The organism is Pontibacter fetidus, from assembly GCF_010119545.1.
Classification (GTDB): Bacteria; Bacteroidota; Bacteroidia; order Cytophagales; family Hymenobacteraceae; genus Pontibacter; species Pontibacter fetidus.
Window position 1 is genome coordinate 83,208 of sequence record NZ_JAAEAA010000003.1, and the last position, 25,751, is coordinate 108,958.

General features: G+C 44.6%; 20 protein-coding genes. 2 read left to right on the forward strand and 18 right to left on the reverse strand.

Annotation, left to right across the window (positions count from 1 at the left end):
- Positions 1–169: 169 nt before the first annotated feature.
- From GWO68_RS02830 to GWO68_RS02860, 7 genes are all read right to left on the reverse strand, one after another.
- On the reverse strand, positions 170–616 hold the full coding sequence (locus tag GWO68_RS02830; protein WP_162344896.1) for a hypothetical protein: 447 nt from the start codon (positions 614–616) through the stop codon (positions 170–172).
- Positions 617–666: 50 nt separating this feature from the next.
- A complete protein-coding gene (locus tag GWO68_RS02835; protein WP_162344897.1) occupies positions 667–1,509 on the reverse strand; it encodes a glycerophosphodiester phosphodiesterase family protein in 843 nt (280 codons plus the stop codon).
- A gap of 8 nt (positions 1,510–1,517) precedes the next feature.
- A complete protein-coding gene (locus GWO68_RS02840) occupies positions 1,518–1,988 on the reverse strand; it encodes a fasciclin domain-containing protein (protein ID WP_162344898.1) in 471 nt (156 codons plus the stop codon).
- 75 nt (positions 1,989–2,063) lie between these two features.
- Complete coding sequence (locus GWO68_RS02845; RefSeq protein ID WP_162344899.1) at positions 2,064–2,690, reverse strand: rhomboid family intramembrane serine protease; 627 nt, start codon at positions 2,688–2,690, stop codon at positions 2,064–2,066.
- 200 nt (positions 2,691–2,890) lie between these two features.
- Positions 2,891–3,865, reverse strand: coding sequence for a polyprenyl synthetase family protein (locus tag GWO68_RS02850; RefSeq protein WP_162344900.1), 975 nt, complete (start codon positions 3,863–3,865; stop codon positions 2,891–2,893).
- 7 nt (positions 3,866–3,872) lie between these two features.
- A complete protein-coding gene (rnr, locus tag GWO68_RS02855; RefSeq protein WP_202923650.1) occupies positions 3,873–6,176 on the reverse strand; it encodes a ribonuclease R in 2,304 nt (767 codons plus the stop codon).
- A 1,098-nt stretch (positions 6,177–7,274) separates the two neighbouring features.
- A complete protein-coding gene (locus tag GWO68_RS02860; RefSeq protein WP_162345051.1) occupies positions 7,275–9,104 on the reverse strand; it encodes an ABC transporter ATP-binding protein in 1,830 nt (609 codons plus the stop codon).
- A 158-nt stretch (positions 9,105–9,262) separates the two neighbouring features.
- On the opposite strand from GWO68_RS02860, the gene GWO68_RS02865 reads away from it, so the two are divergent.
- Positions 9,263–10,357, forward strand: coding sequence for a serine hydrolase domain-containing protein (locus tag GWO68_RS02865; RefSeq protein ID WP_162344901.1), 1,095 nt, complete (start codon positions 9,263–9,265; stop codon positions 10,355–10,357).
- Positions 10,358–10,382: 25 nt separating this feature from the next.
- On the opposite strand, the gene GWO68_RS02870 is transcribed toward GWO68_RS02865, so the two are convergent.
- From GWO68_RS02870 to GWO68_RS02895, 6 genes are all read right to left on the reverse strand, one after another.
- Complete coding sequence (locus tag GWO68_RS02870) at positions 10,383–11,141, reverse strand: hypothetical protein (RefSeq protein ID WP_162344902.1); 759 nt, start codon at positions 11,139–11,141, stop codon at positions 10,383–10,385.
- Between the two features lie 184 nt (positions 11,142–11,325).
- Positions 11,326–11,943: a lipoprotein signal peptidase gene (locus GWO68_RS02875; RefSeq protein ID WP_162344903.1), complete on the reverse strand. Its 618-nt coding sequence runs from the start codon at positions 11,941–11,943 to the stop codon at positions 11,326–11,328.
- A 109-nt stretch (positions 11,944–12,052) separates the two neighbouring features.
- Positions 12,053–15,403 carry an isoleucine--tRNA ligase gene (gene ileS / locus GWO68_RS02880; protein ID WP_162344904.1) on the reverse strand — a complete coding sequence of 1,117 codons (3,351 nt, stop codon included), beginning with the start codon at positions 15,401–15,403 and terminating at the stop codon, positions 12,053–12,055.
- A gap of 337 nt (positions 15,404–15,740) precedes the next feature.
- Positions 15,741–15,902, reverse strand: coding sequence for a hypothetical protein (locus tag GWO68_RS02885; RefSeq protein ID WP_162344905.1), 162 nt, complete (start codon positions 15,900–15,902; stop codon positions 15,741–15,743).
- A 153-nt stretch (positions 15,903–16,055) separates the two neighbouring features.
- A complete protein-coding gene (locus tag GWO68_RS02890) occupies positions 16,056–17,159 on the reverse strand; it encodes a PQQ-dependent sugar dehydrogenase (protein ID WP_162344906.1) in 1,104 nt (367 codons plus the stop codon).
- A 234-nt stretch (positions 17,160–17,393) separates the two neighbouring features.
- The gene (locus GWO68_RS02895) at positions 17,394–18,896 is read right to left on the reverse strand and encodes a glycine--tRNA ligase (RefSeq protein ID WP_162344907.1); all 1,503 of its coding nucleotides are present in this window, start codon (positions 18,894–18,896) and stop codon (positions 17,394–17,396) included.
- 238 nt (positions 18,897–19,134) lie between these two features.
- On the opposite strand from GWO68_RS02895, the gene GWO68_RS02900 reads away from it, so the two are divergent.
- Positions 19,135–20,271 carry a hypothetical protein gene (locus GWO68_RS02900; RefSeq protein ID WP_162344908.1) on the forward strand — a complete coding sequence of 379 codons (1,137 nt, stop codon included), beginning with the start codon at positions 19,135–19,137 and terminating at the stop codon, positions 20,269–20,271.
- A 76-nt stretch (positions 20,272–20,347) separates the two neighbouring features.
- Here GWO68_RS02900 and GWO68_RS02905 read toward each other — a convergent pair whose 3' ends face one another.
- From GWO68_RS02905 to GWO68_RS02925, 5 genes are all read right to left on the reverse strand, one after another.
- Entirely contained in the window at positions 20,348–20,806 is a 459-nt protein-coding gene (locus GWO68_RS02905) for a hypothetical protein (RefSeq protein ID WP_162344909.1), read from the reverse strand.
- Positions 20,807–20,885: 79 nt separating this feature from the next.
- Positions 20,886–21,395: a DUF4385 domain-containing protein gene (locus tag GWO68_RS02910; protein ID WP_162344910.1), complete on the reverse strand. Its 510-nt coding sequence runs from the start codon at positions 21,393–21,395 to the stop codon at positions 20,886–20,888.
- Positions 21,364–23,439, reverse strand: a complete 2,076-nt coding sequence (locus GWO68_RS02915) for a cation:proton antiporter (RefSeq protein WP_162344911.1) — start codon at positions 23,437–23,439, stop codon at positions 21,364–21,366. The genes GWO68_RS02910 and GWO68_RS02915 overlap by 32 nt, the downstream gene beginning before the upstream one ends.
- A gap of 21 nt (positions 23,440–23,460) precedes the next feature.
- Positions 23,461–23,625, reverse strand: coding sequence for a hypothetical protein (locus GWO68_RS02920; protein WP_162344912.1), 165 nt, complete (start codon positions 23,623–23,625; stop codon positions 23,461–23,463).
- 481 nt (positions 23,626–24,106) lie between these two features.
- Entirely contained in the window at positions 24,107–25,720 is a 1,614-nt protein-coding gene (locus GWO68_RS02925) for an Ig-like domain-containing protein (protein WP_162344913.1), read from the reverse strand.
- Positions 25,721–25,751 lie beyond the last annotated feature (31 nt).

Sequence of the window (25,751 nt, forward strand, 5' to 3'; positions counted from 1 at the left end):
ATTTTGGATCCTGCACACGCTTCTTAAACCTATAAATCCTGATACAAACAAAAAAGACGCAAGGTGTTGCGTCTCTACCGGGTCAATCTTAATGTCTACTAAACTATAAGATCTAACTGATCAGCAATCAACTACTAACTATAACTCCACGTGGAACATACTATAGGGCTTAGGTTATAAAGGGAGTAGTTACCTGGTTAAGCCAGGCTTCTGCTTCCTGGCAGTTGGCAAAGTTACGGAAAGGCAGCGATGAGTTATTTGTAAACGAATTTGCCTGGAGGTTAGCTATTTTATCGGACGGAAGGACGTTGGCTACCTGTTTTACACCGGCGTCAATAACCATTTTCTGAGCAGCCATATGCAGTTCATTTAACTCTTGCGGATGAGTTATCATCGAGGTCATATCCGTCAGAATAGTAAAGCCCGAAGTAGAAAGGCTTACACATTTCTCCCAATCTGATATAAAAGATGAAACAGCTTCCTTGTTCTTCCAGAAACCATGAATGGTAAAGTAAATACGGTTTTTTGCTTTGTCTATTTTAAGGTCATAGTAAGAATTCTGCGCAATTTGTTCGCAATTATTTACATGGGTGCTATGCATATTGGCGCTGTACATTAACTACCTTTTACGGTTTTACTACAGTTGCGCTTTATACTATACAAAGTTTAAGTTGAGCTGTTATAACTTTTTACTACCTCCAGCATAACTTCCGGGTAATCTGTTATTAGGCCGTTTACTCCATAAGTTAACAGCCGCTGCGCTGTTTTAGGTTCGTTAACAGTCCATACAAAGCAGTAAATGTTATGCTCTTTCAATAGTTTTATCAAGGAAGCATTTACCAAACTATAGTTTGGGTTGTAAGCATACGGCGTAAATCCGAGTTGTTGCAGGCGTTTTTCCGGAGGAGTTTCATCTTCGGTAAGCAGGCCAAGTTTTATAGTTGGCTTAAGGCGGTGCAGCACTTGCAGGGGTCGCACGTCGAACGACTGCACCATTACACTTTCCTCCAGGTTATGGGCTGCCAGCACTTTTAGCAGCAACTTCACAAAAACTTCCGGTTCCGGGTGGTACAGGTTATCCCCTGCTATAGTTGATTTGATCTCGATGTTAAAGTAAGGTATGGCTATGCTTTTATTTTTGCAGAAAGTGTGCACAGCTTCTATAGCTTCAGATAACAGTGGCTTATAGGCTGGTTGGTTTTGCTGGCCCGGGAAACGCGGATGTGGCTTTGAGCCGCAATCGTATTGTTTTATAGTTTGGTAGGGCAGTTTATAGATGTTAAGCTGGCATTCTTCTTCCGGAATTATAGTTGCGTTGTTGGGTTTAAGGCAATATTCGGAGGCAAACCACGGCTCATGCGACACCAGTACCTGTGCATCTCCTGTTATTACTACATCCATTTCCAGGGCATCTACGCCAAGTTCGGCAGCTTTCAGAAAAGCAGGTATAGTGTTTTCAGGTAAAATGCCACGGCAACCCCTGTGCCCGTGCACCTGTTTCCCGGCCATGTTTATAGTTAGTAGCTAATTGTGCTGCTGATAATGTGCACCGTCCCGTTCTTTAAGGCGATGTCTGGTTTGGAGATGCTTACCCCATTGACCAAGGTACTTTTTTTACGGCAGATGGTAATGGTTTCACCGTTCAGGGCTTCCAGTTTAGCGCCATCTTTCAGGTCTTTTTCGGTATAGTTTCCTTTCACTAAATGGCCAGCCATTATAGTCCTAATCTTATCTGCAGGTTCGTTTTGCAATGCTTTCAGGTCTGCTTCGGGTGGGGCAAACAGCGTGTAAGGCGAGTCGCCGGAAAGTGCCGGAATTAAACCTGCCGTAGTTAAAAGGTTTACCAGAACGGGCCTGTCTTTCATGATGTACTCAATCATGGTTGAACGGGTAGTTTCGACGGAAGCTACGGTCTGAGCCTGTACGTTTATGTTCGTAAACAGAAATACAGACAGGGTGAATGCAAGTATAAAATTAGAGGGGCGCATACGTGTAAGCGTTTGTTTTCAAACACTTATACGTGCAATCTTTAGTTAAGTAGGATGTTAACTATAAAAGCGCCCTTAAAATGGTAAACGCCAGCTGGCAATCTGCTCTATAAACATAGGCCCAGCCTGCGGAACTATAGCCAGACTAACTATAAAACCATACACTGCGCCGTAAAAGTGGGCATCGTGGTTTATATTATCGCCCATGCGCTTACCCGAAAAGTACGAATACATCAGGTACAAAATACCAAGTATAAACCCAGGAATACAAAGCACTGCATACAGGCAAATATCATTTGTAGGGTAAAACAGGATACTGGAGAAAACCACCGAAGCCACACCACCCGATGCCCCCAAAGCACGATAGCCCGGATCATTTCTATGTTTAATGTATGTAGGAATATCCGAGACTATGATACCGCCAATATAGATCAGCAGGAAAATAAGTACCCCCGGCACCTCGCCAAAACCGGCTTTAAAAGTATACTCCACGTTTGTTCCGAAAAAGTATAGCGTAAACATGTTAAAGAACAGGTGCGAAAAATCGGCGTGCAAAAAACCTGACGTAATAAAGCGGTGCCACGAGTTATCGCGGTTAACGGTGTAAGGGTAAAATATCCATTTCTCCATCAGGCTATGGTTGCTGAAGGCATACCACGAGATTCCGACAGTTATGATGATCAATATAAGGGTAACGCTCATTTTTAGAGTTCGAAAGTTTGGAAGTTAGAGAGTTAGAGAAGTAAGAGTTAGAAAAGTGTAAGTTAAAAAGTTAGAAAGTTGAGTGTATGTAGAGACGCAATACTTTGCGTCTTTTTACTTTAGAAGATAAACTATAGCTTTAAATTTTATCTATTCAAACTATAGCTGAACAACAATTTAACAATATAACAATTAACAATTTAACTATCCCGCTCCATTAACTGAAATGCCAGGCCACGTATAGTTGCTTTTCGCTTGTCTGGCAAGGCAATAGCATCTAAGTGGCGCAGGGCTTCCTTAAAGTACAGGTCTATCTGTTGCTCGGTCTGCTGACGGATATTTAGCTCGTCATAAATCCTGGTAATAGCCTGAACTTTGGCTCCAGCTATAGTTTCCTCGGTCTTATCGCGCCAGCTAACTATAGTTTGTAGTTGCTCTGGGTTGGCCTGCTCCAAGGCTGTCAGCATCAGGAAAGTCTTTTTATCGGAAAGGATGTCTCCCCCGACCTGCTTGCCAAACTTGTCTTTATCGCCAAACACATCCAGCAGGTCGTCGCGCAACTGAAAGGCAATGCCAATGTTATCGCCAAAGGCTTTTAAGTGCTCAGCATCCGCATCGGGTGCACCCTGAAGTATAGCGCCCAGCTCTAAGCTAAAGCCCAGCAAAACTGCTGTCTTCAACGTGATCATCTGGATATACTCTGGTATACTTACCTCGGTGCGCTGCTCAAAATTCATATCCAGTTGCTGGCCTTCGCAAACTTCGGCTGCGGTTTTACTGAACAGTTCCAGCACTTTTGCCAGCTTGTCCGGCTCTACCTGCATCATCAGTTGGTAAGCACGTACAAGCATCACATCACCACTCAAAATGGCGATGTTAGCGTTCCATTTTTCGTGCACAGTTTTCTGACCACGACGCAACGGCGCTTTGTCCATGATGTCGTCGTGCATAAGCGTGAAGTTGTGGAAAACCTCTACACCCGCAGCAGGCAAAAGTGCCTTTTCGATATCATCATCGAACATTTTAGCAGACAAAAGCACCAGCATAGGCCGGATACGTTTGCCGCCCAGCGCCATTATATAGCGGATGGGTTCATATAGTTCTGATGGTTGCTCGCCGTAGCGAAGCGTACTCAACGTATGGTTTAACTTTTCAGTCAGGATGTTGATATCCACGAGGCGCTTAATGAGTTTTGAGTGTTTCTACCAGTTCCAGATCGATGGTACGGTCGTTCAGGTTGGCGCTTACAACTTCTACCAGCACTTCGTCGCCAAACGAAATAATACGCTTGCTCTGGCGACCAATAATGCGGTAGTTGTTCGCATCCAGTTCATAGTAGTCGTCGTTCAGACTCGACAGGCGTACCATACCTTCGCACTTATTCTCTTCGATCTCCACAAATATACCCCATTCTGTAACACCAGACACAATTCCTTTGTATTGATTGCCAATCGTGTCCTTCATAAATTCTACCTGCTTGTACTTAATAGAGGCACGCTCGGCATCAGCAGCACGTTTCTCCATTTCAGAAGAGTGCTGGCATTTTGCTTCGTATTCATCTTTTTCCGTCGATGGGCCACCATCCAGGTAATGTTGCAGCAGGCGGTGCGCCATCATATCAGGGTAGCGGCGGATAGGCGATGTAAAGTGCGAGTAATGCGCAAACGCCAGACCAAAGTGGCCTTCCGGTTCGGTGCTATACTTTGCCTTCGCCATGGTACGGATAGCCAGGTTTTGCAGAACGTTCTGTTCTGGTTTGCCCTCGGTCTCTTCAGCCAGGTTGTTCAGTTCTGAAGATATGTTGCCATCCGGGTCTACTTTATAGCCAAACTTGCGGGCAAAAATCGAGAAGGTGCTTAGCTTATCCGGGTCAGGGGCGCCGTGCGTACGGTAAACCATAGTCGGGTGCTTTTTGCCTTTACCCAGGTTATACACAAACTCCGCTACCTTTTTATTAGCCAGCAGCATGAATTCCTCGATCAGTTTGTGAGCATCCTTGCGCTCTTTTACATAAATGTAAAGCGGCTTGCCATTATCATCCAGCTTAAATTTAACTTCTGTAGTTTCAAAGCTGATGGCACCATTCTTAAAGCGCTTGTCTTTTAATTTTTTGGCAATGCCGTTCAAGATGTTGATCTCTTCTGCAAAGTCTCCTTCGCCGGTTTCGATACGTTCCTGGGCCTCTTCGTAGGCAAAGCGGCGGTCAGAGTAAATTACCGTGCGGCCAAACCATTCGCTGTATAGTTTACCATTATCATCCAACTCAAAAACTGCCGAAAATGTCAGCTTCTCTTCGTTAGGTCGCAGTGAGCAAAGGCCGTTTGAGAGGCGCTCAGGCAACATTGGCACTGTTCTATCCACAAGGTAAACCGACGTGGCTCTGTGGAAAGCTTCTTTCTCCAGTATAGTTTTAGGCGTTACATAATGCGTCACATCGGCAATATGCACCCCTATCTCCCAGTTACCGTTCTCGAGTTTTTGTATCGATAAGGCATCGTCAAAATCCTTGGCATCGGCTGGGTCAATAGTAAAGGTGGTTACATCCCGGAAGTCGCGGCGCTTGTTAATCTCTTCCTGTGTAATCTTATCTGATATCTCATTCGCCTCTTCTTCTACAGTCTCCGGAAACTCGAATGGCAAACCAAACTCAGCCATAATGGAATGGATCTCGGCTTCGTGCTCGCCAGCAGGACCAAACACGCGGGTTACTTCACCTGTCGGGTTTTTGCCCGGTTTATCAGGCCACTCGGTAATCTTCACCAGCACCTTGTCGCCATTATTAGCGCCATTCAGGCCGCGTTCGCCTACAAAAATATCGAAGTATAGTTTCTTGAAATCCGGAACTACAAAACCGAAGTTTTTAGACAATTGTATAATACCTACCAGCTCTTCGCGGCGGCGTTCCAGTATCTCCACAACTATACCTTCGGCACGGCCTCCTTCGTATGTTGGCAGTACTTCTACTTTCACCAGGTCTCCATCCATGGCATAGTTCAGGTGTTCTCTAAATACGCGCACATCATCCTCGGTCTGTTCCGACACAATGTAGGCGTACTTGTTATTTGCCATATCTACCCTGCCGGTAATAATTTCTACCTTCAGGTTAAGCGTATACCTGTCTTCGTCTACCAATATGCGGCTCTCACGCTGTAGCACTGCCAGCATATCGCTTACCAGTTCGCGGCCTTTCTTATCTACCACCCCTAAGCGGCGGTATATCTGGCGCAATGTAAATTCTGTATCCGGATTTCTAGAGAACAGCTCCAGCACCATGCCTTTAGCTGATCTGTCGCGGCCGCCTTCTCTGCGGCCCGATCCTTCTCTTCTGTCACCTGATCTGCGGCTGCCGCCACCTGTTGTTTCTCTTTTAGATGAGCTTCCGCGTGTAGCCTCTTCTCTTCTGGATGATGACTCGCCACGGCGGGAACCACCTTTGTCGCTGCGGCCTTTTCCTCTGCCGCCAGTGTTATCTCTTTTACTTCTCATGTTTTATTTTGTTGGTATACAGCTTCTTTGGCTGCATCCGGTATTTTTTAGCCTTTATAGTTTTGATACTATACGCCACATATGGTGGTTTGGCTAATCTATAGTTGCAATTATGGGGTAATTTATAGATAAAGCGCTATATAATGTACTTTGTTTGAAATTAAGTTAGTGTTATGGTTGGTGTTGGAGGGAAGTTAGTTGTTCTATAGTCGCCTATTTGTCATGTCGAGCGCAGTCGAGACATCTTATGTGTCCTATAGTTAACTTCTATTGTCATTTCGAGTGTAACGAGAAATCTATCTCAACCTATAGTTATTTCTTTGTCATCCTGAGCGAAGTCGAAGGATCTTATCCAGCCCATAGCTAACGATAATTACTACTTGCCACAAGCAGTTCGTGCTATAGTTACTACCTATCCTGGGAGCTCTACTAGCTTATCGTTTCAATCCAGCTTTGGTGCGCTCACGGCCGCGGGGCCCCGTCTTCGGGCATCGCGCGGTGTACATTTCTTTTGCTCCTGCGTCACAATACCTGACGGCACCAGAAATCTACAAGGCGCTCAACCCAAAGACTGTGATCTTTCGATAGCTAACCTATAGTTTGAGCTATGGCTATAGTTGCATTGCCTTTTCGTGGTAGTAGTTTCTTAGGGCAGGCTGCGCCTGCCTGCTCGTGGGCTTTAACTATAGCACTTAGCCTCAACTATAGAACGATACCCAAACTATAAATTGGCATAAGTTCTCCCTCTCCTGTTTTTAGGAGAGGGCTGGGTTGAGGTAAAAATTCCCCGCTTTAGACTACCGAGAAGCGGTTTCGAAAGTAGCGAGCGTAGCTCTGAGGGGTTAGGGGTGGTTTAATAATCGTAACGATAAAACTATAACTCCAACCATACCAATAGCATTCATCCTGAAAATCCTGATTCAGACAATTGTTTGTCCCTTTTGGCTCAGTTAAGTTACAAACTCAACCTTATAGTTAGATTCGGGGTGCAAACTCGCGCCAGCGAAATGCTCAACTATACTAACTATAGGACTATGGCTCCAACTATAGCAAAGTGCTAATCCTGAAAGTCTATTAAATTCCTCTTAATCACTGGTCCTATAACTGTCCCGCTTTCATCATCTCACGTTTCTGCTGGGCTTGCATTATATCCTCCACTTCGCCTTTCGGGATAGCGTTGATAAGGGTGCGGGTGTATTCTTCTTTTGGATTCAGGTATAGTTGCTGCGGCGTGCCGCTTTCCACGATCTGACCTTTACTCATTACCAGGATACGGTCTGACATATACTTTGCCACCGACAAATCGTGCGTAATGAAAATGTAGGTCATCTGGAACTCGTGCTTCAGCTTGTTAAGCAAATTTAGCACCTGCGCCTGCACCGATACATCCAACGCCGACACAGACTCGTCGCAGATAATGCATTTTGGCTGCAGTGCCAATGCTCTGGCTATGCTTATACGCTGCCGCTGCCCGCCTGAAAATTCGTGTGGATAACGTTGGAAGTGCTCAGCCGTAAGTCCTACCTTTTCAAGCAGTTCCATAGTTTTGGCGCGGCGTTCTTTATCGTTGGCGTATAGTTTATGCACACGCATCGGCTCCATAATAGCATCGCCCACGGTGTGCATCGGGTTCAGCGACGCATACGGGTCCTGGAAGATCATCTGGAAATCGCGGCGGCTTTTGCGAAGTTCTTCTGAACTGAGTTGGGCTATATCGCGGCCATTAAAAATAATGCTGCCTTCGGTTGGCTCTACCAATCGGAGCAGCGCCCGGCCCAGCGTAGTTTTTCCACATCCCGATTCACCTACCAAGCCTATCGTTTCACCAGGATTGACTGTAAAGCTTACGCCATCTACAGCTTTTACATAATCGGTAGTTCTGCCAAAGAAGCCTTTTTTGATCGGGAAATATACTTTCAGGTTCTCTACTTTCAGTAAGGGTGGCTTCTGCTTGTTCTCTTGCTGATGCTTTATATCGGTAACGGTGCCTACATAGTTATTCACTACATCTACCAGCGATGGCTCCACAACTTCTTTCTTCCGCTCGATGATGTTCCCGTCCTCATCCTCCAGCATAAAATCCGACACTGTTGGAAGTATAGATTGCGGTTTGGCAGAGAGTTTTGGTCGGCAGGCCAGTAAGCCTTTGGTGTAAGGGTGTTGCGGATTGGTGAAGATATCGAGCACTTTGCCCTGCTCTACCAGCTTGCCTTTATACATTACCAGAATACGGTCAGCAATTTCGGCAACTACGCCTAAGTCGTGGGTGATGAACAGAACGGCTGTATTTTCTTTTACCCTGAGTTCGTCTATTAATTGTAGCATGCGTGCCTGCACCGTTACATCCAGCGCGGTGGTTGGTTCATCGGCAATCAGTATACTGGGCTCACAGGCCATAGCCATGGCTATCATCACGCGCTGCTTTTGTCCACCCGAAATTTCATGTGGATAAGCGTTGTATATTTTTTCCGGCCGTGGCAGTTTTGCTTTCTCGAAAAGGGCTATAGTTCGCTCTCTGGCCTCTTTTTCTGAAATATCTTTGTGTAGCAGAAGTACCTCCGCCACTTGTTTTCCACAGGTATAAACCGGGTTCAGCGACGACATCGGCTCCTGGAAGATCATTGAAATATCGTTGCCGCGTATCTGCTGCATCTGCTTTTCAGACAACTGAAATAAGTCTACTTCCCCAAACTTCTCTGACTGAAAAATGGCGGTGCCCCCTGCTATTCTGCCCGGCGGTGTGTTAATCAGCCGCATTACCGAAAGCGACGTAACCGATTTACCTGAACCTGACTCTCCAACTATTGCCACCGTCTCGCCCGGGTATATCTCAAACGATACCTTATCCACAGCTTTGGTTGTGCCGCGGTGCGTAGAGAATACAGTTTCTAAATCAGTGACTTTAAGTATGGGAGTTGCCAAGGTAATTCGGATTAATGGTATTAGTAAAAATAAGTTTTTTGCTTTTGAATAAGAAAGATAACGATACAATCTGTAAATTTTAACTATAGTTGCAGACTACAACCCCAACTATAATTCTGCATTCCTATTACTTACGCTCCTGTTCTACTAATTATAGTTAACTAATGAGAAAAGCATTGCTGCCATTCCTGGTCATCCTTAGTCTGGGTTTAAACAGTTGTAAAGATGAATCTGCTGAACCTGCTCAAGATAGTACCTTATACTTTCCACCCAATAACTCTTCTGTCTGGGAAACTGCTACTATACAGGAATTAGGCTGGAATGCAGCTGCCGTACCTCCGTTACTGGACTATCTGGAAAACAACAATACCCGCGCCTTTATACTTTTAAAGGACGGCAAAATTGTAATGGAACATTATTTCGGCAAGTCTGCCAATGGCACGCCTTTTACAACTACAAGCAACTGGTACTGGGCCTCTGCGGGTAAAACTTTAACAGCCTTTATGGTTGGCAAAGCTCAGGAAGACGGCCTATTAACTATACAGGATAAGACTTCTACCTATCTTGGGAACGGCTGGTCCAGTTTATCGACTGCCCAGGAAGATAAGATTACTTTACGCCACCAACTCACCATGACCACCGGCCTTAACGACGGCGTACCTGATAATCATTGTTCAGATCCTGGCTGTTTAACTTATCTTGCCCCGGCCGGTACACGTTGGGCTTACCACAACGGCCCGTACAATCTTCTAACTGACGTTGTTGCAGCGGCTGCAGGTAAAACGTTCAACAGTTATTTTGACAGCCAGCTAAAAAACAAAACAGGCATGGATGGCAGCTGGACCACTATAGGAAATGACTATGTGTATATAAGTACTGCCCGCTCTATGGCCAGATTCGGGTTGCTTATGCTTAACAAAGGCAAATGGGGCACTACCACTGTTTTAAATGATCAGGCTTATATAACGGCCATGTTATCACCTTCACAAAACCTGAACCAGTCGTATGGATACCTATGGTGGTTAAATGGCAAAGCTTCTTACATGTTACCAACGCTTCAGCGCACTTTCTCCGGAAGTATTGCCCCGGACGCTCCTACCGATATGGTGGCAGCTATTGGTAAAAACGGCCAGTTAATAAATATTGTGCCGAGCCAAAATCTGGTCCTGATCAGGATGGGCGAAAACCCGGATAACGCTGATGTATCGCTTGAATTTCAGAATGAACTCTGGAAAAAGATTAACCCAATAATCCAGTAAGCGGATATAACTATAAGGATCCTGGCTACTCTACCGTAACGTTTAGCTGTTTGCCCCTGAACGTATAAGCGTTAATTAAGCCGACACCTTCTTTAATGTAGATACCTTCTACAAAATCCAGCGGATATTTATCAGACCTTGGTTCATGCGCCTCTACATGAGGTTCCTTTATATATAGATGGTATACATTTGCATGCGAAACACCATTTAAAGTTACAGTTGGCAAAAACTCCTGCATGTAGGTTATTCTGTCAATAGCGGAAGTGGCAGCATCTGAGAAAATGAAAATGCATTTGGCAGAAAAACTGTTAATGGTTGTCGTTCCATAAGGTACAGGTTCAGGGTATATGTTGTTATACCCCATTTCAAATTCTATCACATCATCCACAGGATTTTTGTCCTGAATCGTATTGTACTGCTCCGGAAGCACATCTTTTCTATAGTTTATTCTAATGCTAAAGTGCTTCTCACCTGCTACCTGACTAGTGTATACTTTTTTGCCAGCGGTGTAATACTCTTTGCAAGAGTTAAGGTCGAACTTGCCCGAGTAGTTCGTTTTACCAGCTGGTATAATTACCTCCGTATTTTCTTCAGCATACTTCATCTGTAGCTTGCCGGTGTCTGAAGTTAGGTAGTAATTTTTTCCTGGTGCCGGCTGAGATGGCAAAAAGGTAGTAAGCTCGTTGGTAAATTCGAGTTTGCCCAGGTTTACATCCTCGCAATTATCGCAGGAATATAGGCTTAGCGCTAAAAAGACGGCTGCTAAAAGTTTAGGGAGTTTCATATTATAGTCAGAGAAACTGTTACTCACAAAAAAGTACGAAATATAAGCGGATGTTTTCTAATTGTAATGCTGCTATAGTTTGATATTTTAAAAGCATAAAAGCTCTCAAAATTGCAGAGGCTGCTATAGCAAAAAGGGACTGCTCCACATGGAACAGCCCCTTTTGTATAGTTTATACTTTGGCTTAAAAACCTTGTTGTTGTACAGTTTTATGATCCTGCTCATGGTGTTCTCCAAAAAAGCGCTTTTGGTTGAACAAGATCAGTAACACACCGATAAAGATGGCGGCATCGGCTACGTTAAAAATTGGCCATAGCGACATTGGCTTACCGCCAAGTAGAGGTACCCAGTGTGGTATAATACCTTCCCATATATCCAGGTAAAACATATCGATCACCTGCCCATGAAACCATGGTGTAGATGAACCATAAAGCGCGTTATCAAACCAAACACCATAGAATGTACTGTCTACCAGGTTACCAACGGCGCCGCCAAGTATAAGGGCAATACACCAGATCAACCCTTTTGGCGCGTTATGCTTTATCAGGTAGTATAAGTAATAGCCGATACCAAACATGGCCACTAAACGGAACAATGTCAGCATCAGTTTACCATAATCAGAGCCCAACTCTACACCAAAAGCCATACCCGGGTTAAGAGTGTAGTGCAGCTTAAAGAAGTCGCCGATAACATGTATTTCGCCAGGCAGGCCCATTTCCATGTTGTAATGCACGATCAGCTTTACGGCCTGGTCAATCAGGATCACTACAAGGCTGAGCAGGTAAAATTTCCAGTATTTCATGTGTGTAAAGTAAGCAGCGCTGTCGGGTTATAGTTTATCAGCTACTGCAAGTATACTTAATAATAAGAAACGCACCCATCGGTATTAGACAGACGGGTGCGTTTATAGTTTAAACTGTTATAGCTTCGGTACGAATCTGCATATAGATCTGGTACTCGTCCATTTCCAGCAGCGTACCGTCAGCCAGGCCATCCACAATCTCCAGGCTCAGGGCCTGCGTTTCAGTGCAGATATAGTCCTTGAAATTCTCCACGGCAGCATTTACTTCCGGTGCCGATGGCTGCATCAGGATATGGATCTTGTCCTGTACTTCCAGGTTGGAGTCCTTGCGCAGGTTCTGGATACGATTAACCAAGTCGCGCGCAATACCTTCCTGCTTTAATTCTTCAGTTATAGTTATATCCAGAGCAACTGTCAGTTTACCTTCGCTGGCTACCAACCAACCTGGTATATCTTCTGAAGAGATCTCCACATCGTCTGGTGTCAGCACGGCAGTTTCATCATCAGCTATCAGTACTTCAAAACCACCTTCACGTTCCAATCTAGCAATGTCGTCCTGGTTCATTTGCTGCACGGCAGCGGCTACCAGTTTCATCTTAGGTCCGAATACCTGGCCCAGCTTCTTAAAGTTAGGTTTGATCTTCTTCACCAAAATTCCGGAAGTATCATCGATATACTCGATGTGCTTCACGTTCACTTCGCTCATGATCAGGTCTTCCACCGCCTGTATCTGGTGCTTGATGTGCTCGCTTAGAACAGGTATAAGCACACGCTGCAACGGCTGGCGTACTTTTATCATGTGCTTCTTGCGCAGCGAGTGTACCAGCGATGATACTGTTTGTGCCAGCGCCATACGCTCTTCCAGGTCTTCGTTTATAGCAGTGTGCTCCACTTCAGGGTAATAAGCCAGGTGCACCGACTCTACCTTGTTTTTACCACTCACGCTGTTCAGGTCACGGAACAATTGTTCGGTGTAGAACGGCGCGATAGGCGAAGCAAGCTTAGCTATAGTTTCCAGGCAGGTATAAAGTGTCTGGTAAGCGGCAATCTTATCTTCGTTGTACTCGCCTTTCCAGAAACGTTTGCGGTTCAGGCGCACGTACCAGTTACTTAGGTCATCTGTCACGAAATCCTGAATAGCACGGGCAGCCTTAGTTGGATCGTAGTCGTCAAAATAAGTATCTACGTCCTGCACCAGTGTATTAAGTTTCGAGATGATCCAGCGATCACTCTCCGTTCTTCTTTCCAACGGCACATCGGCTTCGGCATACGTGAAGTTATCCAGGTTAGCGTACAGCGCGAAGAAAGAGTATGTATTCTGCAGCGTTCCGAAGAAGCGGCGTTGTGTTTCCACTACACCATCTGCATTAAACTTCAGGTTATCCCAAGGCGGCGCATTCGCGATCATGTACCAACGCACCGCATCCGGGCCATAGGTACCGATCATATCAAACGGATCGATGGCGTTGCCTAGGCGCTTGCTCATCTTGTTTCCGTTCTTATCCAGCACCAGTCCGTTTGCGATCACGTTCTTGTAAGCCACACTGTCTTCCAGCATTACAGCCAGCGCGTGCAGCGTAAAGAACCAGCCACGTGTCTGGTCAACACCTTCGGCAATGTAATCTGCCGGGAAGTTCTGCTCAAAAATGTCTTTGTTCTCCAGCGGGTAGTGCCACTGTGCATAAGGCATTGCACCAGAGTCAAACCAAACGTCGATAAGGTCTGGCTCTCTGTACATTGGCTTACCAGATGGGCTTACCAACACGATGTTATCCACGTAAGGGCGGTGCAGGTCGTTTATCTCAACAGCCGCATCCATGAAGCCTTTATCCACAGCATGATCGATCTGCTCGCTCAGCTCATGTATAGAGCCAATGCAGATTTCTTCTTCTCCGTCTTCCGTTCTCCAGATAGGCAGCGGCGTACCCCAGTAGCGCGAGCGCGACAGGTTCCAGTCTACCAGGTTCTCAAGCCAGTTACCGAAACGGCCTGTACCCGTAGATTCCGGTTTCCAGTTGATCGTCTTGTTCAGCTCGATCATTCTTTCCTTAACGGCAGTAGTTTTGATGAACCAGCTATCCAGCGGATAATAAAGTACCGGCTTATCGGTTCTCCAGCAGTGCGGGTAAGTATGCTCGTATTTCTCTACTTTAAAGGCTTTGCCTTCTTCTTTTAGTTTGATAGCGATGAGTACGTCGGTTGGCTTATAGTCCGGGGCAGACTCATCCTGACCGTCGTAGTTCTTCACGTACATGCCGGCAAAGTCGGTAACTTCTTTTACGAAGCGACCTTGCTTGTCAACTAACGGCATTGGCTTGCCATTCTCGTCCATTACCAGCAGCGCTGGTATGTCGTTCTGAGCGGCCACTCTAAAGTCGTCGGCACCGAACGTTGGCGAGATATGCACGATACCGGTACCATCCTCGGTAGTCACGAAATCACCAACCACTACTCTGAAGGCAGGCTTATCAGGTTGCACGTAAGGCATCAGCTGGTGATACTCTACTCCTGCCAGGTCTGCACCCACAAACTCTTCTACCACTTTAAACGGCACCAGTTTATCACCCGGCTTATAGTCTTCCAGGGCAATGTCTTTGGCTTTCTCGTTGAAGTAGCGGCTTACCAGGTCTTTGGCAAGTATAACTGAAATTGGCGCGTAAGTATACGGGTTATAGGTTTTTACCTTCACATACTTTATACCTTTCCCAACCGCCAACGCGGTGTTAGCCGGAAGCGTCCAGGGCGTAGTTGTCCAGGCAAGGAAGTATACATGTTCGTCTTCGTTATCGAACAGGAACATGTTGCGGGTGATCTTCTTGAGTTCGAACTGCGCTACGATGGTCGTATCTTTCACCATCTGGTAGCAGCCCGGCTGGTTCAACTCGTGCGAACTAAGACCTGTACCTGCTCCCGGCGAGTATGGCTGTATAGTATAACCTTTGTATAGGTAGCCTTTGTCGTACAGGCGCTTTAGCAGTGCCCAGCAAGACTCGATGTATTCGTTCTCGAAGGTAATGTACGGGTTGTCCAGGTCTACCCAGTAACCCATTTTCTCGGTCAGGTCGTCCCACTGATCCTTGAAACGCATTACCGTTTCGCGGCAGCGCTGGTTATACTCTTCTACCGTTATCTTCTTACCGATATCTTCTTTGGTAATGCCTAGTTCTTTTTCTACCTGCAATTCTACCGGAAGGCCGTGTGTGTCCCATCCACCTTTGCGGTTTACCTGGTAACCTTTCAGGGTTTTGTAGCGGCAGAAAATATCTTTAACAGCACGGGCCATTACGTGGTGAATACCCGGCGTACCATTTGCAGATGGCGGCCCCTCGTAAAACACGAAGTTATCGTTGCCCTCACGCGTCGCAACCGATTTCTGGAAGATGTTATGCTCTTTCCAGAAAGCCAGTACGTCTTCGCCAAGCTTGGCGTAATTCAGATTTTTATACTCGTTATACTTCACCGTTTTCAGGTTTATCTTTATCTCACGAATGCACTCAATTTCAAACTATAAACTATGGATTAAGCAGCTATAGTTAGCAGTTTGACTATAAGCCGGTAAAGTTAGGCAATTTTGCTCATTCTTATAAACTCAAAATGCTTACCGGAACCTGCTAATGTAAACAACAACTATAGTTTAAAAGTGCTGCAACAAAAAAGCTCCGTTTTGAGCGGAGCTTTTTCTTTCTAAAATAGATACCTGTCATCCTGTTAAGGATCTCGGTGGAAGGTAGGTTAAGCTTTTACTACTGGCCCACAAGATCCTTTCAGGATGACAATAAAAGAGATGTCTGGTTTTATTAACTATTCTTTTTAGAAGATGAACCGGAAGATTTGTTCTCCGGAACACAATTAGGCACCTGTTTGCCGTCTTTGTTTTTCATGCCCACTTGCTCGTAGCCTTTCCAGCACGGGTCTTTTTCAGATGATTTGCTGCTACTTGTTTTTGATGTGTTTGCCATAGCTTTATAGTTTATATCTGCTTATTTGAACAGCTAACTACTAACTATAGTTTTGTTCCTTGTGGAACAGAGCAGCAGCTATAGTTGAAAAGTAAACTATAAAAAAACCTTAGTCGCAGTGTAGGAGCAAAAACTGTCCTGTTTTTTCAGCAGTTAGTTGCTGCGGCTAATCTCGATTATTTTATCGTTCGTGCCGTTACTGGTAGCCAGGTATACTTTGCCGTTTGGTGCTACCAACACATCGCGCAGGCGGCCGTGAGCCGAGCGGTAAAATTCGTTAACTTCTGTAATCTCGTCGCCCGCTTCGTTTAGTTTGAACTGGTAAAGCGTTTTATCTTTTAGGGTTGCGATCAGTAATGAGTTCTTCCATTGTGGTATCTGGCCATTATTATAGTAGTCCATACCGCTGAATGCTATAGTTGGTGTGTAGCTTTTCAGTGGTTCAACGGCATTGTATTCTTCACAAACAGCCTTTTCCTCTTCTTCATCGCAGAAACCATTTATCTCAGGCCAGCCATAGTTGCGGGCTTTCTGAATTATATTGATCTCATCGTCAATGTCTGGGCCGTGTTCGCTGCTGTATAGTTTGTTGTTTGCAAATACAAGACCCTGTGCATTGCGGTGGCCAAAACTCCATACAGGGTTTCCGCTGTAAGGATTATCGGCAGGTATAGAACCATCCAGGTTAATGCGCAAAACTTTACCGTTAAGTGAATTTATATTTTGTGGTGCAAAATAGTCGCCGGCATCGCCCGTGGTTATAAACAACTTCATATCAGGAGAGATAAGCAAGCGGCTTCCGTTGTGGATGTTGGTTGCAGGGATATTATCCAGCAACACCACAGGGCTGGTTAAGGCTGTACCATTAAATCTATACTTTACTACTTTCTGGCTATAAGAACCAGCTTTGTCATAGTTGTAAACCAGGAAAACGTCTGGTGTAGTACTGAAATTAGGATGAAGCGCCATCCCCAGCAGGCCACCTTCTCCCCTGGCATCTACTTCATCTATAGTTGCCACTACATTTACAAGCCCTGTTTCCGGGTTCAGGCGGCTGATGCGGCCACCGCGTTCTGTCATCCAGATGGTGTTATCAGGTGCCCAGGCCAGTTCCCAAGGCAGTGTCAGGCCATCTACTAAAACATTATCAGCTAGTTCGGCATCTGTAAGAACCGGATCTGGTTGGTCGTCAGACTCGCTGCAACCAAAGTGAAGTATAAGAGTGAGTAATAAGAGTGATTTTAGAGCTTTAAGCATAATCGTGTAGTATTTAGATCAAACAAACACTCTAACTTCAGTCGTTTTTAAAAGGTTAGGGGTATTCGGCTCTTTTTGTAAAATGCTTTAATTAGCTAAAGTATAAACTATACTATAAAATGGCTTAGCGTAGTTCAGAAACCTATTTCGAAAAAATTTTCCACAGGGAACAACACTAAAAAAGGCAGCCTGGTTTCCCCAGACTGCCTTCTAAACTATAGTTATACGTTATACTTAAGCCAGTTTTTCCAGGATGCTACGGAAGTTAACAGCGTTATCGATATAAGTTCTCAGGTCTGCTATTGGCATACGTACCTGCTCGCGGCTGTCGCGGTCACGAACGGTAACGGTGTTGTCTTCCAGTGTCTGGTGGTCAACGGCAATACAGAACGGTGTACCGATCAGGTCCTGACGGGTGTAGCGTTTACCAATGCTGTCGCGCTCTTCGTAGATCATGTTGAAATCAAACTTCAGTGAGTTGAAGATCTCAGTAGCTTTCTCTGGCAGACCGTCTTTTTTGGTAAGCGGAAGTATAGCTGCTTTAACCGGAGATAGTGCCGGGTGCAACTTCAGGAACGTACGTGTTTTGGTAGCTTCGCCTTCGGTAATTTCTTCTTCCTGGTAGGCGTTGCAAAGCGTCATCAGGAACAGGCGGTCAGCACCAGCTGATGTCTCGATCACGTAAGGAATATAGTTACCGTATGGTTTGCCGTCTGCGTTCAGGTCGTTGTCGAAGTACTGCATTTTTTTGCGGCTCAGCTCCTGGTGCTGGGTCAGGTCAAAATCAGTACGCGAGTGTATACCTTCTACTTCTTTAAAGCCAAACGGGAATTTATACTCAATATCTACAGCGGCATTAGCGTAATGGGCCAGTTTTTCGTGGTCGTGGTAGCGCAGGTTCTCCGTAGGAATACCAATTGCTTCGTGCCATAGTTTGCGGGCAGCTTTCCACTTCTCATACCACTCCATCTCAGTGCCAGGGCGTACAAAGAACTGCATCTCCATCTGCTCAAACTCACGCATTCTAAAGATAAACTGACGCGCCACGATCTCGTTACGGAAGGCTTTACCAATTTGGGCAATACCGAAAGGCACTTTCATGCGGCCTGTCTTCTGCACGTTCAGGAAGTTAACGAATATACCTTGCGCCGTTTCAGGTCTCAGGTAAATTGTGCTTGAATCTTCAGCTACAGAACCAACCTGCGTCGAGAACATCAGGTTAAACTGACGAACTTCTGTCCAGTTGGTAGTGCCGGAAATAGGGCATTTAATACCTTCTCTAACTATAAGCTCACGCACGCCATCCAGGTCTTCCGCTTCTAACAGCTTTCCCATTTCAGCTAACAACGCGCCGGCTTCTTCTACTTTGCCTTCGTTCTCCAACCCAGCGGCTTTTTCTTCAATCAGTACATCGGCACGGTAACGCTTCTTTGAGTCTTTGTTATCGATCATCGGGTCGTTAAAGCTATCGATGTGGCCGGAGGCTTTCCAGGTAAGCGGGTGCATAAAGATGGCGGCATCCAGGCCAACTACGTTCTCGTTCAGTTGGGTCATGCATTTCCACCAGAGCTGCTTTATGTTGTTCTTCAGCTCCACACCCATCTGGCCGTAATCATAAACAGCCTGCAAACCATCGTATATCTCGCTGCTCGGGAAAACAAAACCGTACTCTTTCGCGTGCGAAATGATGTCTTTTAACTGGGTATTTTCTTCAGTAGTTTTCTCTTTTGTTGCCATGGTTGCAAAGATAGCTTATTAAGGATGGATTATGCCATACGTGGTTTATACTTTTTGGCTCGGCTAGCTGATTTATACTGGCGGTGCCTTGTACTTTTCTGCTTCATTATCACTCCAATACCATTTATACTTGCTGATTTATGTGTGTTAACAATTCCTTAACATTAGACATACAGCCGTAACATTAATTTAATGTAACTTGCGCGGCTTTTAAAATTATTCACTTTTAGACACTCAAATGCCTAAGACCAAAAAACATCCGAAGCACGTTATTCCGGCTAAACCCTACAAGTTCAGGAAACGCTTTGGTGAACTTAACATTACTATTAGCAAGGAGAAAAACTTTTTATACTTTATCGCTTTCTCTTTCCTTTTAGCAGGTATCGTATATCCGTACCCAAGTATAGCTATGTGGGTTGGTTTTGCTTTTGCAGCTTACTCGGCTATCGCTAACGACAGTATCCAGACCATTGGTACATTTATAGTTGCCAACGAAGACAAACCCTGGTATTGGCAGTGGCTTTTTATGGGTATTATTTTCCTGGGTACGGTAGCTTTTAGCTGGTATACATTTAACGGTGACGTTTCTTACGAACGCCTGGCAACTCCCGGCCTCGATAAAGCTCCTACTTCTTTTGTGTACCTGCAGCTGGCTTCGCCTATAGTGCTTTTGCTTTTAACGCGCTTTAAAATTCCGGTATCTACTACTTTCATGTTGCTAAATGTATTCTCGGCTTCGTCGGGTACGGTAGTGGGTATGGTTAGCAAAAGTTTGTCAGGTTATGTGCTGGCTTTTGGGTCTGCTCTTATCATTTACCTGCTACTCTCTAAAGCTATCAAACGCTTTATAAAAGGCGAAGCTAACATGTTCTGGATTGTAGCGCAGTGGCTGATCTCTGGTTTCCTGTGGTACATCTGGCTGGCTCAGGACCTTGCAAACGTTGCCGTTTATTTACCTCGTCAGTTAGGTATATGGGAATTTGCAGCTTTTTCAATTTTTATATTTGCGTTACTGGGCTTCCTGTTTTATAACCGCGGCGAGAAGATACAGCACGTAGTTAACGAGAAATCGGAGATGCGTGATGTTAGAAGTGCTGCCATTATTGACCTGGTTTATGGTATTATACTTTACTACTTTAAAGAAGTAAACAACATACCAATGAGTACTACTTGGGTGTTTGTTGGTTTGCTGGCCGGTCGCGAACTGGGTATGCACATTCAGTCGCAGGACAAGAGCGTGAAGTATATCAAAACCTTCCGATTGATCGGTAAAGACATTCTTTCGGTAACTATAGGTCTGATCATCTCGGTTATACTTGCTGTGGCTATAAACCCGGTTATGCAGAAAGAAGTAATGGACTTCCTGTTCAAATAAGAACTATAGCTTTAAAACAAAAAAGGCGCTGCAGATTTTGCAGCGCCTTTTTTTATACTTTATAGTTTAGTCTGGTTTATTTCTCAGGCCATTTTACTTCCAGGTTGTCATCAATAAATACCCCGAAGTTTACAGCTATCAGCTGGTCTTCATCAAAGTATAAGTCGATCATTTGCTTTTCGTAAGAGATGCGGGTTTCGCCTTCTTCCATCTCTTCTTCCTCTGGATCCTCGATGCCGTGGTCTGCAAAAAGAGTTTTCAGCTGTTCCTGGCTCATTTCAAAAATGCGCTCGTCCCAGAGCTGTACTTCGCGGTTTGCTGTTTCTATGCAGCTCAGGCGGTAGTCGTCTTCTTTATCAAAGTATAGCGAGTAACCTTCTTCCCAATAATTCCAGGCTTCGTGCTCAAACTCATCCTCCTCTTCCGATTCTTCTACCTCTTCCGGTTCGCCGATTAGTTCTTCTACTTCGTCCCTTGTCAGGCCGAACTTGATCTTACCAAGTCCCTTACCTAACCTGATGTCTTTATTGATCATTTCTTTTTGATGTGTTTCTTTTATTACAAAGATATGTGAATTACTCTTTCAGAGATATTACGGTTACACGGAATTATTTTTAAGCCTCGTATTTTGCTTTAAATGCCTCTTTCTGCCTGATATAATGCGGGTTTTGTTTTGCCTGGTCCCACTTAACTTTAAAAATCGCCGCCGACTCGGCTTTCACTTCATCTATTTCGCGGGGCAATTCTTCGCGGCCATGTGCGCCGCTCTGCCCTTTTTTATCGTCTGGCACAGGCCCGTTATACTTTTTACCGCTTTTATGGTTGGCATAGCGCCGCGAACGGGTGTAGCCCATCTGCAGAAATTTACGCGCCATGTCGGCTCCCACAAAGTCTTCGTTGGCCAGGTATTCCTCAAACAAACTATAGATCTTCTCCGACGACTCGCGTGCTATGTCAGGGGTTTTAAAGCGCCAGTGCGGCAGTATCTCCGATTTGTAAGGCTCCACCAACAATACGCCCTGCTCGCCCTTACCCACGCGGTATAGTTCCGGTTGCTTCCTGAAATCTACTTTATCGAAATCTAAACTATAGTTAAAGGCTTTGTTGGTTTGTTTCGTTGCCATAACCTATGTTGTAATAGCCATTCTCCTGCTGCATCATCGGGTTTTGTTCCGGGTAAACTATAATAAAGCTGTTGTCTTTATAGTTTCTCGAAAGCAGGCGCGGTACATAATCCATATTGCTGTTATACGATATGGTACCTCGCCTAGCTGATATTACTACGATCATATCATCCGTCCGGAGTTGTGTACGCATATCCTCCAGTTCTTTAAAATCTTTTAGCGGTTCGAAAACAGCTTCCACAGCTGGTTTCGAAGTAGTTATAGTTTGCCTAATCTTATTTAAGGTTCTTCTCCTGCCTTTAAACACAATCTTCGCTCCGAGTTGTACCGATAATGTTTTTACAGACCGCAGCCAACGCAGGTAGCCCCTTTCCAGTTCTGCGTTTAAAGGCACTATAATTACCAGGCGCTGGGTAGTGTTAAGTGGCTGCACAATTTTGCTTACCAGTATCATCTGCTCCGTATTCTCCAGCAAATTATCCAGTACCGTCCCAAAGATCCTGTCTCGGGTTGTTATTTTGGCGTTCCAGCCTAAAACCACTTCCGTTATCATCAGCTCTTTTATCGCCCTCAGTATGCCATCCGATATATTAAGATCAATTTTAGAAACCAGTTGTACATCGTGGTCTGTTGCCGAGGCATGTTTTATAGCTTCCTGCAGCATTTTGTTTTTCCTGAAGATCTCTTCCTCGGCATGCTCGTTATCTATTACCACAGCCAGCGGATAGATGGGCTCATTGTAATCCGGATTGTTCAGCATGATAGATAAATCTACCAGGCTTTCTATAGTTGCCGGGTTAGCGATCGGTACCAGAATACGGTCGGGTTTTTCGCTTAGGTCCGGTTTTTTGCGGCTCTCCATAATAGCCAGTGTTTTGCCAGCTTTTTCGGTAATAAACGAGCTCACCAGGCTTGTTGCCAGTATCAGTACCACTGTCATGTTCAGGGCAAATTCCTGTACTATACCAAACTCGAAACCGACCAATATTACAGCCAGGGTTGCTGCTGCCCTTGCGGTGCTTAGCCCGAAAATAAGGTTACGCTGTGTAAGTGAGTAGCCGTATAGCTTCTGTGTGATGAAAGCTGCTATCCATTTAGAGGCTATTGCGAGCAGGGTTACAGTTACCACTATCAACAACGATTGCCAGCCCTCGAACAGCACGCTTATATCTACCAGCATTCCTACACTCAGCAAAAAGAAAGGCACGAATATATTATTACCCACAAACTCCAGCCTGTTCATTAGCGCCGATGTATGCGGTATTAATTGGTTCAGTGCCAGGCCAGCCAAAAAGGCTCCTAATATAGCTTCCACACCGGCCAGTTCGGCCAGGAAAGATGCCAGGAACACCAGGGCCAGCACGAATATGAACTGTGCTCCTTTTTCGCTCTCTATCTGTTTAAATACTGCTTTTGCTATCAGTGGAAAAATAAAAAGTACCACACCAACAAATGCACTCAACTTAAGCGCCAGAACAAGCCAGTAGCCCAATGTAACGTTACCTTGCGTAGAGCCAACTATAACCGCCAGCACCAGGAGCACTGCGGTATCGGTAATAATTGTGCCGCCTATAGTTACTGTAACTGCCTCATTTTTGGCCAGCCCCAGTTTTGATATGATCGGGTATGCCAGCAAGGTATGAGATGCAAACATACAGCCTAGCAATATTGCTGACTTTGTTTCATAACCGAAAAGATATATAAAGCTTAGTGTTCCTATAGAAATCGGTATCAGGAAGGTGAGTACGCCGTAAACTATACTTCTCGATTTTGTTTTCTTAAAACCGATCATATCCATTTCGAGCCCGGCCAGGAACATAATGTAAAGTATCCCCACTGTCCCGAACAGGATCATGCTTGCGTCCCTTTCCAAAATTCCGAAACCATTTGGCCCCACAATTACACCCGCTATAATCAGCCCCACTATACCTGGTATGCGTAGCCGTTTCAGGATGATCGTGGATGCCAATATAATCAGCAACACCAATGCAAAAATTAGTACCGGATCTTCGAAAGGAGTTGTAAGCTTGAGCAGTAGTTTCATTCGTTCTATTTTGGTTCTTTTTTATCTTCTTCTTAAAGATACACTTTTTAAAATTTCTCTTTTTTCTCCCTGTTCCACACCTTTCCACATCTTCAACCCTCTAATTATTTTAAAAAACTTAAATCTTAAATTCTTCTTTCTTTCACTATTTAGGCTGTTTATAAGTGCATAAGTTTTATGTTTCACGGGCTTAGCTTATAACTTGTTTACGGTTTCTTTATTCTTCCACAGTTGTTCCACAGTTCCGAACTTCCGATGTTTTTATAGTTCAGATGCTTAAATGGCTTATCCACTTTTTGAGGTTTTATGTGTATTTCTTTTTACACACTTGTTCCACGCGTGGAAAACTGTTTTTTTCATGTGTACTTATAAACCTGTTTCCACTTTTTAGCGTGGAACATGCCCTTTTTTACTCCTGGTTCTCGTGGGGTGTTTATCTTTTCAATACTTTACCCACTTTTATCCACAGTTATACCCCACTTGTTTGTGGATTTCTATTGCCAACTTTTAGATTTCTGTTTTTGTTTTCAAATTTCTGTATAGATATCCATTTCTAGCTGTTTTATACCCGGTGGAACATGTATACCTACGTGCTTAAACACCGGTTCGCTTAACCTGTGAAACAACAGGCATAAAAAAAGGAGGTCCGTTTCCGGATCTCCTTTTTTTACATTTCAATTTTTATGTCTTCCAGTTCCCAGTTTGCTCTTATTTCTATCGGGTTCGGGTAGATCATTACTTTTTCAGGCTCCTTTTTAAAATCTGGTGTGCCTCTCTCCCATTTGCCGTTATTATTCTCATCAATCAGAACCCGTATAGTATAAATGCCTGGCGGCACATCTCTGAATTGAAATCCGCGCCCATTCTTTGATTCTTTTACCACATTATATTTACCATCGAGTAGCTGAACTGTAAAGGATTTTGCCGGAATGTTTACTATACCTTTTACGCTGCCTGTGCCTTGCTCCTCTCCTATAGTTATTGGCAATTCCGGGAAGCGTAATTTTTTTCCATCCAATGCTACGATCTGGGTACTGTCTAACACAATAGTATAAGGCCGTTGCCGTGTACTTAATTTAGGGATTGTAAATGTGAGTTCGGTAGATGTTTTATCCAAGGTTATCTGTTCTGGGTATTTGAGTTTTATACCATTCGTCGAATCAGACATTATACTTATCGGGTTTGCTCCTGTTACTTTTACCTGTGTCTGTAATTCTATAGTTAATTTTTGGCCAGGTCGGTAAGTTGTGGTTCCGTTTGTTTTGTTGATAAGCTTTATGCTGGCGCCTTGAATGCGCTGTGTATAATCCTGTCCGAAATCAACTTGAATCGTGTCTATAGTTGAATTTCCTAATGAATCTGATGCCGTTACTAACACTTTTCCGCCATTAAATTTCGGGGTTTTAAAGAGCTCTATTGTTTTGCCGTCTGGCAGTGCTTTTAAAAGTATCGTGTCTTTGGTTGTTGCATTAAGCGCCTTTACTTTCTCAATCCCTTCGCTGTATGTTATGGCCAACCGGTCTATTAGTTTTTGCCGTTGCAAGGATACCGGCTTCTTACTATCCAGCCTGAATGTTCGGAGCGTTACTTGTTGTGTGTCGGGTTTTATAGAGATCGGATCTTCCAGGAAACCTATTTTTTCTGCTTCGTTATCGTACAGGCTGTTTGTATTTTTATCAAGCAAAGCAAATATCTTATAGTTGCCTTCGCGTATATTTTCAAATTTGAACTGGCCGGTTGCATCTGTTTGTGTCTGGTAATAAGGTCTGCTCTTCCGGATATTGGTAGTATCGTCTGCTGGGTAAAGCGCAACTATAGCATCTTTTTCCGGTTGCTGTGTCATTAGGTCTACCACTGTTCCTGCCACCCTACTCGAGTCGATATAACTTCCGGTACTAAATGAAAGCTTCAATCCTTTGGCAATATTTTTTTCGGTGATATCTGCTATACCTTCCCTGAAGTTGAAAATATAGGTGGTGCTATCCTGTAAAGGCTTCTCGAATAACAGCTCCATCACCTTTTCATTCACTTTGATTTTATATTTATTATCCGTGAATGGCGTAATGAGCAACTGTTTCTGCAGGTTGTTCTGCTGCACAGGCTCATCAAATTCCAGGCTTATAGTTTTGCCGTCTACATTTAGTTGCTGGTCTTTTGGATTGCTGCTTACTAGGGTGGGCGGTGTGGTATCTTTTGCTCCGCCTTCCGGGCTGCTAACGCTGGCGCAGGATGCCATTGCAAGTACTGATGCAACCGCAAATGCTGTGTTGATAATTTTCATAGGTCAGGCCTTTTAAATGAAAAGAGGCAAA